At 62.4% G+C, this 17007-nt stretch carries 13 protein-coding genes; 5 read left to right on the forward strand and 8 right to left on the reverse strand.

What is annotated here, in order from left to right:
- Positions 1 to 179 precede the first annotated feature (179 nt).
- The gene (locus DU478_RS20775) at positions 180 to 392 is read left to right on the forward strand and encodes a hypothetical protein (protein WP_147276394.1); all 213 of its coding nucleotides are present in this window, start codon (positions 180 to 182) and stop codon (positions 390 to 392) included.
- On the opposite strand, the gene DU478_RS20780 is transcribed toward DU478_RS20775, so the two are convergent.
- Positions 375 to 1694 carry a type II toxin-antitoxin system HipA family toxin gene (locus tag DU478_RS20780; RefSeq protein WP_114512788.1) on the reverse strand — a complete coding sequence of 440 codons (1320 nt, stop codon included), beginning with the start codon at positions 1692 to 1694 and terminating at the stop codon, positions 375 to 377. The genes DU478_RS20775 and DU478_RS20780 overlap by 18 nt on opposite strands.
- Positions 1694 to 1945, reverse strand: coding sequence for a helix-turn-helix domain-containing protein (locus tag DU478_RS20785; RefSeq protein WP_114512789.1), 252 nt, complete (start codon positions 1943 to 1945; stop codon positions 1694 to 1696). The genes DU478_RS20780 and DU478_RS20785 overlap by 1 nt, the downstream gene beginning before the upstream one ends.
- A 316-nt stretch (positions 1946 to 2261) precedes the next feature.
- Here DU478_RS20785 and DU478_RS20790 point away from each other — a divergent pair, with 316 nt between their 5' ends.
- Entirely contained in the window at positions 2262 to 2573 is a 312-nt protein-coding gene (locus DU478_RS20790; RefSeq protein WP_267897124.1) for a nucleotidyl transferase AbiEii/AbiGii toxin family protein, read from the forward strand.
- A 62-nt stretch (positions 2574 to 2635) separates the two neighbouring features.
- Here DU478_RS20790 and scpB read toward each other — a convergent pair whose 3' ends face one another.
- Positions 2636 to 3238, reverse strand: a complete 603-nt coding sequence (gene scpB / locus DU478_RS20795; protein ID WP_114512791.1) for an SMC-Scp complex subunit ScpB — start codon at positions 3236 to 3238, stop codon at positions 2636 to 2638.
- Between the two features lie 3 nt (positions 3239 to 3241).
- Positions 3242 to 4132, reverse strand: a complete 891-nt coding sequence (locus tag DU478_RS20800; protein WP_114512792.1) for a DUF1403 family protein — start codon at positions 4130 to 4132, stop codon at positions 3242 to 3244.
- Positions 4133 to 4208: 76 nt separating this feature from the next.
- Between DU478_RS20800 and DU478_RS22750 the strand changes: the two genes are divergently transcribed.
- Positions 4209 to 4439, forward strand: coding sequence for a hypothetical protein (locus DU478_RS22750; RefSeq protein WP_147276395.1), 231 nt, complete (start codon positions 4209 to 4211; stop codon positions 4437 to 4439).
- Between the two features lie 694 nt (positions 4440 to 5133).
- On the opposite strand, the gene DU478_RS22755 is transcribed toward DU478_RS22750, so the two are convergent.
- The 4 genes from DU478_RS22755 to repA all read right to left on the reverse strand — a co-directional run bounded on the left by DU478_RS22755 (position 5134) and on the right by repA (position 9661).
- Positions 5134 to 6201, reverse strand: a complete 1068-nt coding sequence (locus tag DU478_RS22755) for a hypothetical protein (RefSeq protein WP_147276396.1) — start codon at positions 6199 to 6201, stop codon at positions 5134 to 5136.
- Entirely contained in the window at positions 6198 to 7253 is a 1056-nt protein-coding gene (gene repC / locus DU478_RS20810; RefSeq protein ID WP_114512794.1) for a plasmid replication protein RepC, read from the reverse strand. Before repC ends, DU478_RS22755 begins: the two co-directional genes overlap by 4 nt.
- A 240-nt stretch (positions 7254 to 7493) precedes the next feature.
- On the reverse strand, positions 7494 to 8462 hold the full coding sequence (gene repB, locus DU478_RS20815; protein WP_233501499.1) for a plasmid partitioning protein RepB: 969 nt from the start codon (positions 8460 to 8462) through the stop codon (positions 7494 to 7496).
- Positions 8462 to 9661, reverse strand: a complete 1200-nt coding sequence (gene repA / locus DU478_RS20820) for a plasmid partitioning protein RepA (protein WP_114512796.1) — start codon at positions 9659 to 9661, stop codon at positions 8462 to 8464. The genes repB and repA overlap by 1 nt, the downstream gene beginning before the upstream one ends.
- Before the next feature lie 755 nt (positions 9662 to 10416).
- On the opposite strand from repA, the gene DU478_RS20825 reads away from it, so the two are divergent.
- Positions 10417 to 12150, forward strand: coding sequence for a ShlB/FhaC/HecB family hemolysin secretion/activation protein (locus DU478_RS20825; RefSeq protein WP_114512797.1), 1734 nt, complete (start codon positions 10417 to 10419; stop codon positions 12148 to 12150).
- The coding region (locus tag DU478_RS20830) for a beta strand repeat-containing protein (RefSeq protein ID WP_114512798.1) at positions 12101 to 17007 on the forward strand (4907 nt) is incomplete at its 3' end. The genes DU478_RS20825 and DU478_RS20830, both read left to right, overlap by 50 nt.

Below are 17007 nucleotides of genomic sequence, written 5' to 3' on the forward strand. Positions count from 1 at the left end.
ACGCGTCCGATTGAACGACCCCCGAATTTCGAACACTGACATAAGCTTTGATTTGCAGCCTGCCGATCCGCGCCGAGGGAATGCGGTGCAGGAAACTGGCTAGACCGGGCGGAATCCGTCGCATGACGTTTCGAAGGTCGGTCCTGGCAGTGCAGCGAAGCCACGCGGCAGAGCGGCTCGTGCTGGCGCGATTGCTGGTCAGGGTCACCTTTTTTCATGTCCAAGCACTAGGCATCAAGAACGCAGAGCAAAAGCCACTGGCCTCTGCTATTCAGACGACCCGAGCGATGATTGCGGAGCACGGAGAGCTGGCACAGATTGCAATTCAGGCAACTGAGAAAAACATCTTCGACTGGTCGTTTAAAAATTCCCCATCACAGGATGCCGGATAGCCTCAGGCCGCCAAGCCGCCCCATTAAAGCTTCGCTGACACTGTCGAAAATTGCTGGCCGAAACCCGTCCGGCAGGGTATTCGCCGCAACATCGAGGGCGTCACAGGCACGTGATTCGACCTCTTCGATCAAGGCCACGATACGTTTCCGCGACAGGCCTGCGCGCATGGCGGTTTGAACGAAATGTCGGCCATGGATCTGGTCAAATCGGTAGTGTCGGCTGTTCCCGACCGACATCGCCATCTTCATCTGTTTGCGTTTGATCTGGCGCGCATCCAACGCTCCCTGCGCGGTCACAATGTCGTAGAGCGGAGTCATGCGGTAACTGCCTCCAGGGCTTAGGAACACGCTGAAATTCTTGGCATGGGCGTCTGTCGCGCCCATCAGCCAGAAGATGATCTGAGCTTTGAGGAAGGTTTCCTGATCCTCGATTGCCATGTCGCTGCCCTGGAGCAGGTTCAGGACATCGACCATCCCCGGCCCGCCCTCGTTCTGGTATTTAAGCGTTGGCGGAACGGACAGCGCCTGACAGCAATCTTCCTGCGGCAGGCGTAATAGCCGGCCATCCTTTGTCCAGCGGCGGTCAAAACGTTCGATGACCAGCGCCTTGGTTTCGCCGAAGGTCTCGATCGTTGCGGTGTTCACCGGCAGACCGAAGGCTTCGGTGAGTTTCAGGCAAAAGTACTCGTTCTCGACACTGTCCGACAGGTCGATGCCTCCGGGCAGTTTCCCGATTTGCATCTTGAACAGATGTGTTGTCGGCGTGGCGCCATGCGGCTTGATCCACTGCCCTTCATGCCGCAGCAACGCGGTCTTTTCCTGCGCGCCAGCGATGGAAATCCGGAACGCGTCGTCACTGGATAGGCCAAGTGGCGCCTGACTCAGCCCATTCAGGAGCTTTTCGACGGCAGCCGCGTCAACCGGTTCGCCCTCGATCTGGCCGGTCGCGTCCGGGGCCTCGTCTTCGCCGGCGATGAACTGGAGCGCGCCCACGCAATCATGTCCGATCTTGGTCAGCAGGTTGTAGGCATCGATCCCACGCGCGCCAACCTTTTCGGCGACAAGGCGGCGGAGGTGGTCCGAATCCGGCAGCAGGTTTTCGAAGACGGCCATGACGGGTTCGCCCCGATAAGGCGTCTCGCGCAACGGCAGCGACAAGGAGACCGGCATGGCATGCTCCCATTCCAGCCAGTCCTCGACGTAGGAAAACCCGATGGCTCCGCTAGCCTCTCGGCTCAGAGTGCCGATGCGGCGATTGTTCATGTAGACCCGTAAAGGCGCATAGGCCGGCCGCCGCCCCATCAGAAGATCTTTTCGATGTCGCTGGCATCACCCTTGGACCGCGCGCCGATCCGGAATTCCAGATCGAGGGCGGCAAGAACAGCGAGGATGGTATCCAGCTTTGCAGGCTTCTCGCCGCTCTCGATGGTCGAGATCGTCGCTTGCCGCAGCCCGGCGCGTTCGGCAAGTTGCTGCTGTGTCCAGTCGCGCTTCTTGCGCGCCCGCTGGATCAGAGTGCCGATCTGTTTTGGTGTGCGGGCCAGGTCGCTCATTCAACAGAAATACGCCTAAGCGAATAGACAGTCAATATGCGCCTTGGCGTATCAACTGATTTTATACGCTTCAGAGAATAGATGATTTTTATACGCTGTAGAGTGTGCAAAAGAGTGGCTTTCGACCCGCGCAGCATGACACCCCCACTGCTGTCATGCGCCTGAAGACGGCCGCGTATCTCGAGAAGACGCGGATCCCGATCACGATCAATGTCGGATTCGGAGACGCGCTTGGAAACGCCGACTACATGCTCGACTACGGTTCTCTGCTCGACTATCCCTCGGCATCGGTACGCGCCTACTCCCTGAGACGGTCATCGCGGAGAAGTGCCAGGCGGTCGTCGCGCTCGGTGTCATCAATGGTCGGATGAAGGACTACTACGACCTATGGGCGCTGCCGAAGGCCGTCGATCTCGATCCGGAGGACTTGCTGGCCAGCATCGAGAAGACCTTTGAGCGGCGTACGACGGAAGTCCCGAAAGAGCGACCGCCAGGCCTTTCCCAGGAGTTCGCCACCGACCCAACAAAGTCCGCACAGTGGCACGCCTATTCCGAGGCGACCGAGATCGAAGGCATGAGCCTTGCGCAGGTCGTCGATGACATATGGACCACGCTTGAACCAATCTGACCGCGCGCGCCGGCACCGAGAAATAGTCGAGGCCGGCGTCGGATTCGGTTCACACCACAGGCTCATGTCCCAGTCTCGGACAACACGCCCGCATCTTCCAGCTGCTCCCGATCCGGCAGCTCTTGCAGCGACTCCAGATCGAAGGCGACCAGGAACTGATCCGTCGTCACGTAGGTATAGGGCGCCCCGCGCCGCGGCGACCGCGGGCCGGTGCCGATCAGGCCGCGGGCATGCAGCCGGCCGATCAGATCTCGGCTGATCTCCTTGCCGAAGATGTCCCTCAGCCCGTCCCGAGTGATCGGCTGGTGATAGGCGATGGCGGCCAGGACCGCGATATCGTACTCGCGCAGGTCGAGGTCCTGCCCGCCCACATCCGCAGCCGCCCGGATCGCCGCCGCATAGACCGGCCGGGTGCGCAGCATCCAGCCGTCGGCAACGCGGGCCACCTCGAACGACCGTCCTTCAAGATCGGCGATAAGGTCTTCAATCAGGAGGTCGACCGACGCGCCCTGCCCCACCACGCGGCCGAGGTCCTCGCACGGTACCGGCGAGGCGCTGGCGAAGAGCACCGCCTCGATCCGCCGCATCCATTCGCGCCAGCGCAACTCGGCGGGCAGGTCGTCCAACTCCCGGTCGAGCGTCTGATCTGTGTGATCTTTGGCCATCACTCAGACCCCATAGAGCCGGAAGGTGTCGCGCCCGGTCAGCTCGCGCACGGCGCCCAACTCAACCAGCCGGTCGCAGAACCGACGTGCCGCGCGATCGGAACGCAGCGAGACGAGCGACGCCGGCGCGACCGCGTCGCGGCTCAGGAACAGTACCAAAGCCTCATCGGATCCTTTCGCCCGGAGCTTTGGCGCGACCTCCTTCAAACGCGCCACACGGCGGGCAAGATCAGTGGCATCTCTGGTCGCTTCGGTCGCTGCCGCCGCGATCGCCCGATGACAGGCCATTTGCATGTCTGCGCCGCTCTTCCGCAAATCGACCCGTTTTAGTCCGAGCGCCAGAAGCGGCAGGACATAAGACCATCCGAGCCCTTGCGCCAAAGCCGCGTCAGCCAAGATCAACGCCGTAGTGGCATCCCGCGGACGATCCTCGATCAAGGCTTGGAGTACGGCCGCGGCACGCGGGACCGGCGCTCCCTGCCCGACATCGAGCCACGTTGCGATCTGCTCCGCTTCAACATCAGGCAACGCCCGCTGCAGCGCCTTGGTCGAAACCGGGCGTTCGACCGCGCGCTGCCAGGACAGGCAGACCTCTCCCGCCGGTCCGGGGCTGTCGCCGGGCTGCAAGAATGCCACCGCATCACGCAGCTCCGACGCCCGTTCCGGGCGTCCCTGGTGCGTCACACACGCTTCCGCAGTGCGCAGCGCCAGCCGCGCCCGTAGCAAGGTCTGGGGGACATCCTCGTGTCTCAGCACAAGATGGAGATGGCCAAGTGCCGCCCCCGACAAAAAAGCTACATCCTCAGGAGTTTCGGCACGTCCTGAGGTGATCCAGGCAGGCAGCTGCTGTAGTTTTGGCAGGTCGTCCGAGATCATGGCGGGCTGGAATATCATGCCACAACACTAGTCTCTTGCGGCGCTTTCGTCCACAATATGATGCACAAACCGCCCCACTCTTCTGGTTCCATTCATGTCCAATAAGTTTGCATTATCAGTCATTGTCGAATATGCTCGGAAACAGGTCAATTCCATCGCTGTTGTCGATGCCGGATTGCTGAAAACCATGAGATTCAGGCTCTTTGCCAGAAACAAGCCGGAGTTCATAAGGTTCCTACCGGTGTTTTTGAACCTGAACGGGTCGGTATTTGTGGGACTGCTGTTGTCTCGCGGCTTTTCGGTCGGCGGACGGCTCTCGCGTTAAACGCGAGCTAGACCGAGATCGCGCATCGAACCGGCCGATGCCGCTCGTCAGCGGAAAATACTGCAACATCGGGCCCTGGGCCAACTGATCGCACTATGGAGCGATGATGGTTAGCGCCTGCCGGAGGATCGGTGTATCGAGAATGTCATGATCGTCTCGCCGGGCTTTCAGAGACATTCGTGGCCGTTCGTTTATTTTCGGCGGCGAGGCACAGCGTTGCCGTTCAGTCAGAACCTCGCGCCCCACAGATCCCCCTGCTCTCGCCGCCCGCCCAATCATTGGGATTTTCTGCATCCGCCACGGCATGTCGTTCAAGTTTCTTGGCCCCCCTTACCCCAACGGTCGGACAGGGTATCATCGGTGGCTCTGCGAAACTCGTCACCATCCAACGGGCCGTGAAATCGGCAAGGCAAAGTCGGAGAATTGCGATCCAGGTCTTCGGGACAATGGGGGCCGAATATCGGCTCTTCCGCGCGATCATCATACATGCCGCAGTGGCCAACCCCGAAAGGACATGACCGGCACGGTTTCAGGTGAAAGGCCAACTCGGACCGCGACCAGGAGCCTCTGCGCTTCTAGAGACCACCGTTCCAAATCGAACACGTCCTGCCCCTGCCGGCCACGCGCGCCAGCGAAATTCGAAACCGTCATGCGTCGAACGACCCGATGCGCGGCGCCCAGGAAGACAAGGGGCTCAATGCACCAACGTCCTCTTCGTCGGGCGTGCTCGCGCCAAGCGTCGGACCAGCAGGCGTGAAGGCCGTTCCATAGACGAAAAAATCCACGTGGCGATTCGCTGAGCGCTGGACGCCCTGCCCGCTTCCGCTTGTTCACAGCTGTGGACATCTTCATCTTCGCGATGCTCATCCCCGAGCCGCACAAAGCCCGGAAAGACGTCAAGCTCGCCATAGCGATCAAGCGTCACAAAGATCCCTGACCGAACGAGTTCTTTCGCACCGAAGAACCGAGGTCGCGCGTCTCCATTTCTTCTTCCAACGCGCCAAGGCGCGCGTCGATCTATTCGGGAACTCTTCCCGACCTGCGGAGTCTTCATCAGTCGTCCGAACCGTGATGAGAAACTTTGCACTGCCGACGCCTTCTTCATCCGTGATTGACGCCGGGTATCCGCCCGGCCACCGAAAACCGTGGCCGTCGGCATAGGGCAGGTGGAATGTGAGCTCCATTCTTCGGCAGCTGGCGCATTGGCTTTGACCTGAACGTTCTCACTGACACGGCGATCGCGCAGGGAAGCGACCTCAAACGAAACGCCATCGTCGTCCTGACATTGGTCGCGCAACATGGGACGACCTGCCGCCTTGTCGGCCACGATGCCGACAAAGACGGGATAACGGGCAAAGGCACGCACCGATTTTTCCGTAACCTTGCGCCGAACCTGATGGGACTCCTTGTTCCGGATCGCCTCACGTGCGTGAGACCGGCGCTCGTGATCCAGACTGGCCGTGATGGCCGTCAGATCATCCAGCGCCATGTCGTCCTCGGCACATCCCTGGCGCAGGGAGTGGGCTACGCCGGCGCGTTTCAGGGGGTGTACGACCACCTGCTCTGCGACGAAGAACGCCGCCGTGATCCTTTCATCGCTCTGACCCTTTCCGCGCAGCGCCGCGTGTTGCGCTAGAGGGACGGTTCCCTCTTTAGTGGCCTCGGCTTCAGAAGAGGGGATTTCGAACGTGCGTTTCTCGCTTCCCGGAATCTTTGTCACAGTCCTTTTTCCGCTCGGCATGTCCACCGCGGTGGACGTCATGCAGGGGCCGTCCCGGTACGGGAAAGCCTTTCCAACAACACTTTTGGACTGAAATCAGCTTCTCTTCGACCAAGCGTGATGCTGTGGAAGTACGCGCCAATATCTCGAATGCGATTGCTCATCTGAAGAATGACGAAGATGGCGCATGTCGCTTTTCGAGAGCCAATCTTTCGAGCAGCGCTTTCGAAGGTGTTTTCGTGGATTCCCATCATTGGTGCGAGTGTTCGTGCATGCCTTTCGGCGTCGCTCCAATTCCTGAGGGAGCCCGTGGCAAATGATGTGGCCTGGTCGCAAACGGTGGTGAGCGTTTGCACTGAAGGTGTTTGACTGTCGCTCTGGCTTTCAAGATCTTTTTGTTCTTTTTCAGACTTAGAATGGTGGCGGGCAGTTTGTCCGTCATTGGCGGGCAGTTGCGTCGTTTCCGGGGCGTCCACCGCGGTGGACATCTGTTTGCACTGAGCGTCGAGTTCGTCGAACAATGCACGATACTCCGCGATCGAAAGCTTCCTGCGAAGAATGCGACGTACTTGAAGCGTTCGTTCGTTCTCGGGGTCTGCTTCGTCGATATGCGCGAGCCTGGTCAGGATTTTCTTCCGTAAAAAAACGCGATCCCGACGCGCGTTCTCCAAGTCTTGGGCTGCCGAAAGGAGTTCGTCGGCCCGCGTGAGCAAGGGTGTCAGCGACAAGCCGAAACTGATGCTCTGACCTGCGGACGACTTTACCCGGTATCTCTTGCGATTTGAGCTGTCGTGGCGTGCCATGAACCCGAGCGCGACAAAGCGATCTATGTGCCTACGGAGGGTTCGTTCATCGATCCCGCCAATTCGGCGGCAGATTTCGGCATTGGAAGCGAACACCGTATCTCCATGTCCAGGCTTGAGAAAGCTCAGCATTGCTTGGAGCGTTTGAACATGTCCTGGACGGAGGCCGAACAGGCTGCGCGTATCCCGGAGCGCGCGGAAGACCGCCCAGATGTCGATGTCAGTTTTGGACGTAGTTGGGGTGCCCTTGGCAACGCCAACGGTCTGAACGGAAAGTTTTGTGAATGCCATGTTTGTTGAACGACGACCATTCCGGCCCACATCTTCCCCGGCTCTTCACGCGTTTTCCAGCGTGAAAAGGCAATAAAAAGTCGTCCACCGAATCGGTGACTCTTGACTGCTATGTCGGAGATTGCTACATCACAGGTGCTAATCAGATGATGAGGGCTCTCCGGGGGAAACCTTGGAGGGCTCTTTTCTTTCTGGTCTTCGCCTTTCTCCTCTGCTCGTGTTTCTGGGTATGATCGGGGATCAGGTCCCCGGTCCTCTCTCATTCTGCCATTGTTTGAAAAGCTGCCGCAGCGTGGTGTCCGCGCGCTCTTCAAGCCATTGGCCGAATTCCGGGTTGTCCTTGCGGGTGATCTTGATGGCGACCGATTTGCCATCGACTGAAACTGTGCCGACAGGGCGCCCGCTTTCGTCCTTTACCAGGGTCGTTTGACCACGCGCGTTTCGGTTGGCCGCGCCGCGCGTCCTGTTGGAGCACGCGAGATAGACAGCCTGAAACCTGTCCGAACTCGGTGTGGAGTCAGGCAAAGAGGCAAGGGTCTCGCGCGCAATGTCGACAAGCGGGACCTTCTCTGAAAGAGCCGCCAGATCACCCCATTGGCGTCGACCGACGCCATGAGCCGGTCCGATAAGCCGGACGAGCGCGTCCGGCAGTTGCTCAATGACGACACGATGGTTCGACACACCTTGCCGGGTGAGGCCCAGAGCATCCTGGATGACGCCAGGCTTGTAACCGGCTTCTTGCATCTCTTTGATAAAAAGAGATTTTTCAATAAAGGACGGATCCAGCCGCAGGTTGTTTTCCTGACCTTGCGCGATCAGAGAGGCATCGTCGTCGAGGGTTCGGACAATCGCTTTGACGGTGCCGCCAACTCTGCGAATGGCTGCAAGCCTGCGGCGGCCGTAGATGATGCGATATCGATCCGGCTGGTCCGAGGGGCGAACCATGATCGGCACTTGCTGACCATGCTTCCGAATGCTTTCCGCGAGCTCTTCGATGCTGCTGTCTTCCAGGATCAGACGATCCCGGAGGCCATCCACATCGATCCGGTCGGGCTCGATATCCCGAATTGAATTGGCGGTGATCTCCCGGAGAGAGTCCCGCAATCCACCGACCGAGCCCGGGAGCTTCGTGGCTTTGACCGGGGCAGGGGAGGGGGCTGTCGGCTCTTTCTCATCTTTCGGAGGTTGGTTGAAGATATTTCGGGCCATCAGCGACGTCCCCATGCCATTTGGATCGTCTGCTCCAGTTCATCGGCAACGCTATTCACGCTGGTCAAAGCCCGATCGATGGTCTTCCGAATGAGCTGGCTCGGGTCTACCTCGTAGATGGTTTGCTGCGTCATGCCGGCATCGGAAATGGCTGTCGACTTGAGCATCGGCTCGGTCATGACCTGGCCCGCAAGGATTGAACGCAGGTAGCCGGCCATCTGCGTCTGCGGCCCGTCCGAAGGCTCGTAGCGTGTGATCAGGAACTTTACGAAGTCCCAAGTGACCTGCCGTCCAATTGCCTCTTCGACGGCTTTCACGGTTTCCGAAGCCAGTTTGAGAAACTGGCTCATCGAAGCGATGTCGAGCATCCCGGGGACCACCGTCACGAGCAAGCCCGTGGACGCGGCCAATGCCGTCAATGTCAGAAAGCCCAATTGCGGAGGGCAATCGATCAGCACGATGTCATAGTCGGAATCGACTTCCTCCAACGCCAGAGCAAGACGCTCTGCGAAAATCGGCTGAACCCTGCGCGCGAGGGCATTCGCTGTCTCTGTCTCGTATTCGGACAACATCAAGCCAGCCGGGACCATGTCGAGCTTGTGGAAGTACGTTTTCTGGATGACCTCCGAGAGCGGAACCTGATCGTCGTATCTCAATGCGTCGTAGATGGTGCCGCCGTCTGCGAATTCGAGCTCAGGCCGGAATCCGAAAAAGGTAGTCAAACTGGCTTGCGGGTCGAGGTCCAGCACAAGCACACGGTAGCCGCGCAGGGCATACCTGTGTGCCAGGTGGATCGTCGCCGTCGTCTTGGAACTGCCGCCCTTGAAATTCACGACCGAAATGACCTGAAGGCGGTCGCCATCTTGGCGGCCGGGTCTGTAGGCGTCAGCGTTTTTCCCGGTCCGGGCCAGAATGTTGCGGAGGTCGTCAACTTCCTCTGCCGAGTAGAACCTGTGTCCGCGACCGTCAGTGTGAACGTCCGGGAAACTGCCGTCTTTGTGGCGGTTGCGCAGATTCGACGTACTCACACGCAGCAACTCGGCAACCTCGGTCGAACTGAAGCGGCGCAAGGACTTGCGTTCTTCCGGCTCGAAGGCAACTTTCATCTGCCGGTCCAGCGACTCGGCTAGACTGTCTGCGAATGCGCCGATGTCGGAAGAGCCTACGCCTTGCGCAAAGGCAGTATTTCGATCATCCATGTTCTGCCGCCTCTCGTGGCCTTTGCTAAGGCTCTTTGTCGTTCTGACGGTCGAAGCCACGTCTGACGCGTTTTGCCGTCAGAAAGGAAATGCCACGAACGTGTGAGTCCGGCAAGAAGAATCTAAATATTGTGGAAAAGTTATCCACAGCACCAATAGGCGCAGGAATTGCATGATTTTTTCTAACCCGCTGGTTATAAATGATAAAAATGCAACCGGCGAAGTCGGACTCCTGGCGGAGTTAATCTGATCTCGGGACCTGCCCCTCAGCCTCGTCTGGACATGCGAGAGGCTTTAGGTGCCTTTGCCGCAACGATTCTTGCGGCTGATTCCGGGCAACAAGACAGAAGATCAGCGTCAATTCGCTGAGCGGCAGCCGATCAGACGGCGCCACGGCTCCCGCCGTTCGTATCACTGCGGTGACAATCGACAAAAACTGTCCGAAACTTCATCGAACGGCTTCCAAAACGGCACCCCCGCTGGGCGTCAAGGAATGCCCGTTGGATCGGGCAGGCGTAACCGTCTCAACGTCCCGTGTTGCGAAGAGGACATTTGCGACAGCACGGCGCCGTCTTTTGAAAGCCCCTGATGTCCGCGCAACATACCCGGTGCGCAAGACACGCTCTGATAGAAAACCCTTGCAATGACCGGGATTTCGCGCCTAGCGTTCTAGTCGGGTCCGGTTGCGCCTTCCCTGCCGGTCCTGCCGTTTTCAGTACGCGCGATTTAAGACTTTTTGAATGGAGCCGACCGGAATGACGATCGGAAAACACCTGTCCGACTACATGGTCCGGCACTCCACGAGACTGGCATTTCTGCTACTTGTCCCGACGCTGCCGCAAGGCGGCTTTGCCCAGACTGCGAGTTCCGTCACGCCCGATAGTTTCCAGCCAGAGTTGCAACGGCTCGATGGCGCGGTCGTCTTTTCCGGGGCCACCAACGCGCTCGCGCCCGAAGGGGCCGAGTTGATCGGCATCACGCTCTCGGGTGTGCGGATCGAGGGCGCGCTGCCGCAGATGACGGCGGCGAATGCTGCGGTCGAGGCGCGGCTGACCCGTGGACGTATTCAGGTATCGGAGCTTTTCGACGCGACCACGGCGCTGGAAGCGGCCTATGCCAACGCAGGCTACGTGCTGTCGCGCGTGGTGCTGCCACAGCAGACTTTGCGCGACGGCGGCGTGTTGCGCATCGAGGTGGTGAACGGCTTTGTCGAGACGGTCGATGCCTCGAGCCTGCCGCCCAACGTGCGCGAGAGGGTCGCGGCATTGACCGCACCGCTGGTGGACAGGCCGAACGTGGCGCTGCCGGAACTGGAACGCCAGCTGCTGCTGGCAGGGGATACGGCGGGCGTGGCGCTGGGATCGGCACTGACCGCGGGCCAGCAGCCCGGCGGCACGGTGGTGCGGCTGGATGGGGAGTTTCGCAAGGTCACCGGCTTTGTCGGCTTCGACAATCTCGCCTCCGAGGACCTTGGCCGGTTCGTGCTGAACGCCGGGGTCGAGTTCAACAGCCCCTTCGGATTTGGCGAATCCTTCTATGGACGGCTCACCGCCTCGCCGCATGACATTTTTTCGGAGGATCCGCGCTATCGCATCCTGGCGGTCGGTACGGTCGTGCCGCTGGGAACCTCGGGGCTGAGCCTCAACCTCGAGTTGACCACCAGCGACACCACGCCGGACGACGACACCACGCCGACGCGGTCCAATTTCGACCGCCAGTCGGTGCGGCTGATCTATCCGTGGATCCGGTCGCGGCAGTACAACCTGACGACGCAGATGGCGCTGGATTTTCAACAGGACGAACAGGATCTCATCGCCGGCGGCACCACGACGCCGATCTACGAGGACCGCCTGACGGTCCTGCGGCTCAGCGCAAGCGCCAACTACATCCACAAGGACAACGCCTTTTCCGAGGCGAGCGTGGTCCTGTCGCGCGGCATCGACGCCTTCGGGGCGCGGACCGAAGACGATGCGGCCGGATCGACGCCGCTGTCGCGCCAGGGGGCGGATGCGGAATTCACCAAGCTGACCTTGGCCGGATACCACCAGAGGTCGCTGGCGGAGCGGGTGACGCTGTCGCTCTCGGCCCGCGCGCAGACTTCTTTCGGCGATCCGCTGGTGACGGCGGAGCAGATCAGCATCGGCGGGGCGCGCGATCTTTCGGCCTTCGAGTCCGGTGACCTGCGCGGCGACAGCGGCTGGCTGGCGCGGGCCGAGCTTGCCCGGCAATTTCCGGTCACGCTGGGCCAGACGCCGCTGCTGCTGAGCCCGTACATTTTTGCGGCCGCCGGTGGCGTCACCATCGAAGAGCCGACGGCGGTCGAATTCGGGCACGAAAGCGCCCATTCCTTCGGCGTCGGACTGGACCTTATTTCACAAACCGAATCCAGATTTCGATCAAATTCGTTGAGGATCGAACTTGCCAAAGGAGACAGGGATCATGGCTCGGACGAGACACGATTCAGCATTTCAGGCAATTTCCGTTTCTGACCGCCCGGTCGTCCTGATCTTCTCGACCGGCCTTCTGATCGGGGCCATCGCGCTTCTGCCCGTCGTTGGATGGGCGCAGGAGCTGCCAACCGGCGGCACCGTCGCCGAAGGCTCTGTCAACATCGGCGCGCGCGACGGGTCGAGCATGACCGTTACCCAGAACAGCGACCGCGCCGTGGTCGACTGGCAGAGCTTTTCGATAGGGCAGGGCGGGCACGTGGGCTTTTCCCAGCCGTCCAGCTCCAGCGCGATCCTCAACCGCGTCACCGGTAGCGCCACCAGCGAGATTCACGGGCGGATGACCGCCAACGGCCAGGTCTTCGTGGTCAACCCAAACGGCATCTTCATCGGACCGAACGGGCAGGTGACGGCGGGCGGCGGCTTTGTCGCGTCGACCCTCGATACCCGGAACGAGGATTTCATGGCGGGCCGCCTGCGGTTCGAGGGGCTCGGCAATTCCGCGCCGGTGGAGAACGCCGGGCGCGTCACCATCGGCCGCGGCGGCTATGCCGCGCTGCTGGGCGGGCAGGTCAGCAACTCGGGTGTCGTGACGGTGCCGCTGGGGCGGATCGGGCTGGGGGCGGGCGAACAGGCCACGCTCGACCTGTCGGGCGACCGGTTCCTGCAGATCGGAGTGCCGTCAGAGTCGGATGATCCCGGCGTGCGAGCCCTGATCGAGAATTCCGGCAAGCTGTCCGCGGATGGCGGACAGATCGAGATGCGCGCGGCAACGGCGCGCAACGCCGCCCGGCAGGCCATCAACCTGAGCGGTGTGGCCGAGGCGCGGTCAGTGTCGGTGCGCAACGGCGCCATCGTTCTGGGCGGCGGGGCAGGCGGGTCGGTCAAGGTGACCGGCCGCGTCACCACCAGGGCGCGGCAACCCGTGCGGCGGGCGCCGATCCAGGTCGAGACCTCCCTGCGGCCGCAACTGCGGCCCGGTGGCGGAGAGATCACCATCACCGGCCGGGATATCGCCCTGGCCGGGGCGACGATTTCCGCGGATGGCGCCAGCGGCGGTCACGTGCGCATCGGCGGCGACTACCAGGGCGGCGGCACGCTGCCCACGGCGCGCAGTCTGACGGTCGACGCCGACACGACGATCACCGCCAATGCCGAAGGCAATGGCGACGGCGGGCGGATCATCCTTTGGTCCGACCTCTACACACAATTCAGCGGCAGCATTGGCGCACGCGGCGGCGATACCGGCGGCGACGGCGGCTTTGTCGAAGTGTCGGGCAAGCAGGTGCTGGCCTTCAGCGGTCTGGTCGACACCCGGGCGCCGCAGGGCCGGTCGGGGACGTTGCTTCTTGACCCGGTAGATGTGACGATCCAGGACATCGACCCGACCACGCCGGGATACGAGGACAGCGACGGTAACTTCGGTCCCGACGGCACCTTTACGGCGGGCACCTCGGTCATCAACGTCAACGACCTCGAGGTCAATCTCGAGATGGGCGATGTCGTGGTCAGCACCGGCACGCCGGGCGACGGACGCGGCGGCGCGGGCAACATCACCGTCGACGCGCCGATCGACTGGCTGCTGGCCTCGACCCTGACGCTGAATTCCAACAACAATATCGACGTGAACCAGCCGGTGACGAGTCCCAGCGGGAGCCTGGTGCTCACCGCGCCGGGGAATATCTCTTTCTTTACCGGAGCCGACGTGACCGTGGGCAGCCTGTCGGCCACAGCCACGAACCTGTCGGTCGCCACGGCTGATGTGGTCGAGAACGGCGGCGGCGGCACGGTCGCGGTCCAGTCGTTTTCCCTGAACGGTGGCAGCTGGACGCAGAACGCGCCGGTGCTGTCGGCGTTTTCCGCAACGAATTTCGAAATGTCCGACAGCGCCACCTTCCTGCGCGCCGCGGGCGGCGACGGTTCGGTGGCGACCCCCTACCGGCTCACGGATATCTTCGGGCTGCAGGGCGTGGGATCGCAAAGCCTGCTCGACCAGAACTTCGTGATCGCCAACACCATCGACGCGACCGGCACGGCGAACTGGACCGCGGGCCTGTCCAGCCCGGCGGGCTTCAAGCCGATCCAGGGTCTCGGATTCACCGGGTTTTCCGGTACGCTCGACGGGCAGGGCTTTGCCGTCGACGGGCTCTTCATCGACACCGATCAGGCGGAATCGACACTGGTCGACAACGCGGGCTTGTTCGGCCTGACCCGAGGCGCAACGGTCACCGATCTGGCCCTGACCAATGTCGACATCCAGGGCGGGCCGCAGGTTGGCGCTCTGGCGGCCGAGGCGATCAATTCCACCTTCGACACGATCACAGTGACCGGACGGGTCGGGGACGCCGTTGCTGATGCCGATTACGTCGGCGGGATCGCGGGCGAGCTGCAACAGAGCGACCTGACCAATTCCTCCTTCACCGGCACGATCGACTCAGACATCACCAGCGAGATTTTCCAGTACATCGGAGGCCTGGCGGGCTACCTCTTCGATGGCACGATTTCCGGCGGCACCTTCAACGGCTCCATCGCCGCCAACGGCGGCACGAGCGGCACCAACGAGCGGTCCATCGGCGGGATCGTCGGCAGTGACCTCGGCCTTGTCTCCGACAGCACCGCGACCGGCACGATCAGCGTCACGGGCCAGGGCATCACCCAGGTCGGCGGGCTTGTCGGACGCGGGCTGAGCACCGATGCGATCAGCAATTCCCAGGCTGCCGTCGACATCGACGTGGTCATGACCGGCGACGAGCTGGTGAGCGCCGGCGGGCTGGTCGGAGAGGCGAGCGTGTCGATCCTCGACTCCTCTGCCAGCGGCAATGTCACTGTGGAAAGCGGCGGCGCGCCGGTGGTCGGCGGCCTGATCGGGTCTTCGCTGAACTCTGCGGCGACCGAGCCGATCAGCAACGTGCAGGCCTCGGGCGACGTGACCGTGACCGCCACCGGCGGCGCGATCGAGGCGACGCAGGGTCGGGTCGGCGGCCTGATCGGCGAGAATATCGCGCCGATTTCGCAGGGGCAGGCCAGCGGCAACGTTGTGGTCACCTCGGCGGTGACGCCGTTCGACGTGGGCGGTTTTGCCGGAGCCAACGTGCCGGCGACGGATTCCAGCGGGCGGATCGGCAGCATCACGGAATCCTTCGCCACCGGGTCGGTGACTGCCACGCTCTCGGTCGACGACGACAACAGCGTCGGCGGCTTTGTCGGCGGAAACGAAGGCAGCATCTCGGACAGCTACGCCGAAGGCGCGGTAGACCTGACCGAAGGCGGGTTTGCCTCGGAATTCGGGGGGGCCGATGCCTACGTCGGCGGCTTCGCCGGCTACAACATCGCACAGATCGTCCGCACCGCGGCGCGCGGCCCGGTCGATGCCGTCGGCGATTTTTTCACCCTTCTGGTCGGCGGGCACACCGGCGCCAATCTTGACGGTGCGATCACCGACAGCTACGCGGCCGGTCCGTCGGTCAATGCCGTGTCGAACACGCAGCTGAGCGTCGGCGGACTGGTGGGCGCCACCTCCGGCGGCACGATCACCAACGGCTTTGCCAGCACGGCGGTGACCTTCGGCGGATCGGGTACCAGCGCCTCGGGCGGGCTCATCGGCCTGAACTTCGATTTCGACGGCTTGACCTCGGGGCCGACCACACCCGTGACGGGCGGCTTCTGGGACCTCGATACCACGGGCCAGCCGGACGACGGCGCGCCGGGCGACTACGGCACCGGCCTGACACTGGGCGAGATCCAAGACACCGACGGCTTCCTGGCCACCGCAGGCGCTGCGGGCTGGGATTTCGAAACCGTCTGGGCACCGGGCGACGCGGGCAACCTGCCGGCGCTCTACACCATCGACCCGGTGGTCTTTGCCCGGCCCGACCCCGTCACCCTGACCTACGGCACCGCCGAGACGACCCCGATCACCGGCTCGGTCTTCGGCGGACCGGCGCTTTATGTTTTCGACACGCCGGGCGATACGCTCGACACCTCGACCGCCTTCGACGCGCCGGTCTTCTCGGACAACACGGTGGGCACGCAAAGCGTGAGCATCTCGCCGGGGCCCTTCACCAGCGCCCTCGGGCAGGACTACCGGGCGGTGTCCTCCACCGCCGAGGCCGAGATCACGCCCGCGCCGCTGACCGTGACGCCGGACGACCAGACCAAGGATTACGGCCAGACCCTGACCTTCAACGGCACCGATTTCACCGCGTCCGGCCTGCAATATGCCGACACCGTCGACACTGTGACCCTGTCGAGCACCGGCGCGGTCGACACCGCGGGCGTCGCGCTGTCGCCCTACGACATTCTTGCCTCGAACGCCCTCGGCACCGGCCTTGGCAACTACGACATCACCTACGGCACCGGGTCGCTGGACGTGCAGCCGATACCCGGAACGATCACCATCGAGGACCAGAGCAAGCAATACGGCACCGCCTTCAGCTTTGCCGGGACGGAGTTCACCACCTCGGGCTTCCTCTTCTCCGACGCCGTGACGCAAATGGACCTAGCCAGCGCCGGCGCCGCGGCGGATGCGCCGGTGGCCGGCTCGCCCTATGCGATAACCGGCACCGTCGCCGATGGCACCGGTCTCGCGAATTACGTGCTGACCGTTCAGGACGGATCCATGGAGGTCACCCCGGCGCCGCTGACGATCACGCCGGAGGACCAGTCCAAGACCTACGGCGAGCTCTTCACCTTCGACGGCACCGAGTTCGTCGCCACGGGGCTTCTGTTCAGTGACGCGGTGACCTCGCTGGCGCTGACCAGCGCCGGGGCGGCAGCCGACGCGGCCGTCGCCGGATCGCCCTACGCCATCACCGCGGCGGCGGCGGAGGGCACGGGCCTCGGCAACTACGCGATCACCTACGACACCGGCAGCTTCGACGTGACCCCGGCGCCGCTGAC

It is taken from the genome of Thalassococcus profundi (assembly GCF_003344785.1).
GTDB lineage: Bacteria > Pseudomonadota > Alphaproteobacteria > Rhodobacterales > Rhodobacteraceae > Puniceibacterium > Puniceibacterium profundi.

Excerpts from the sequence above, each read along its gene's own strand:
- DU478_RS20780 (WP_114512788.1), bottom strand. The coding sequence starts at position 1,694 with ATGGGGCGGCGGCCGGCCTATGCGCCTTTACGGGTCTACATGAACAAT.
- scpB (WP_114512791.1), bottom strand. The coding sequence starts at position 3,238 with ATGGCCAAAGATCACACAGATCAGACGCTCGACCGGGAGTTGGACGAC.
- repB (WP_233501499.1), bottom strand. The coding sequence starts at position 8,462 with ATGGCCCGAAATATCTTCAACCAACCTCCGAAAGATGAGAAAGAGCCG.
- repC (WP_114512794.1), bottom strand. The coding sequence starts at position 7,253 with ATGGCATTCACAAAACTTTCCGTTCAGACCGTTGGCGTTGCCAAGGGC.
- DU478_RS20800 (WP_114512792.1), bottom strand. The coding sequence starts at position 4,132 with ATGATATTCCAGCCCGCCATGATCTCGGACGACCTGCCAAAACTACAG.
- DU478_RS22755 (WP_147276396.1), bottom strand. The coding sequence starts at position 6,201 with ATGACGTCCACCGCGGTGGACATGCCGAGCGGAAAAAGGACTGTGACA.
- repA (WP_114512796.1), bottom strand. The coding sequence starts at position 9,661 with ATGGATGATCGAAATACTGCCTTTGCGCAAGGCGTAGGCTCTTCCGAC.
- DU478_RS20825 (WP_114512797.1), top strand. The coding sequence starts at position 10,417 with ATGACGATCGGAAAACACCTGTCCGACTACATGGTCCGGCACTCCACG.
- DU478_RS22750 (WP_147276395.1), top strand. The coding sequence starts at position 4,209 with ATGTCCAATAAGTTTGCATTATCAGTCATTGTCGAATATGCTCGGAAA.
- DU478_RS20785 (WP_114512789.1), bottom strand. The coding sequence starts at position 1,945 with ATGAGCGACCTGGCCCGCACACCAAAACAGATCGGCACTCTGATCCAG.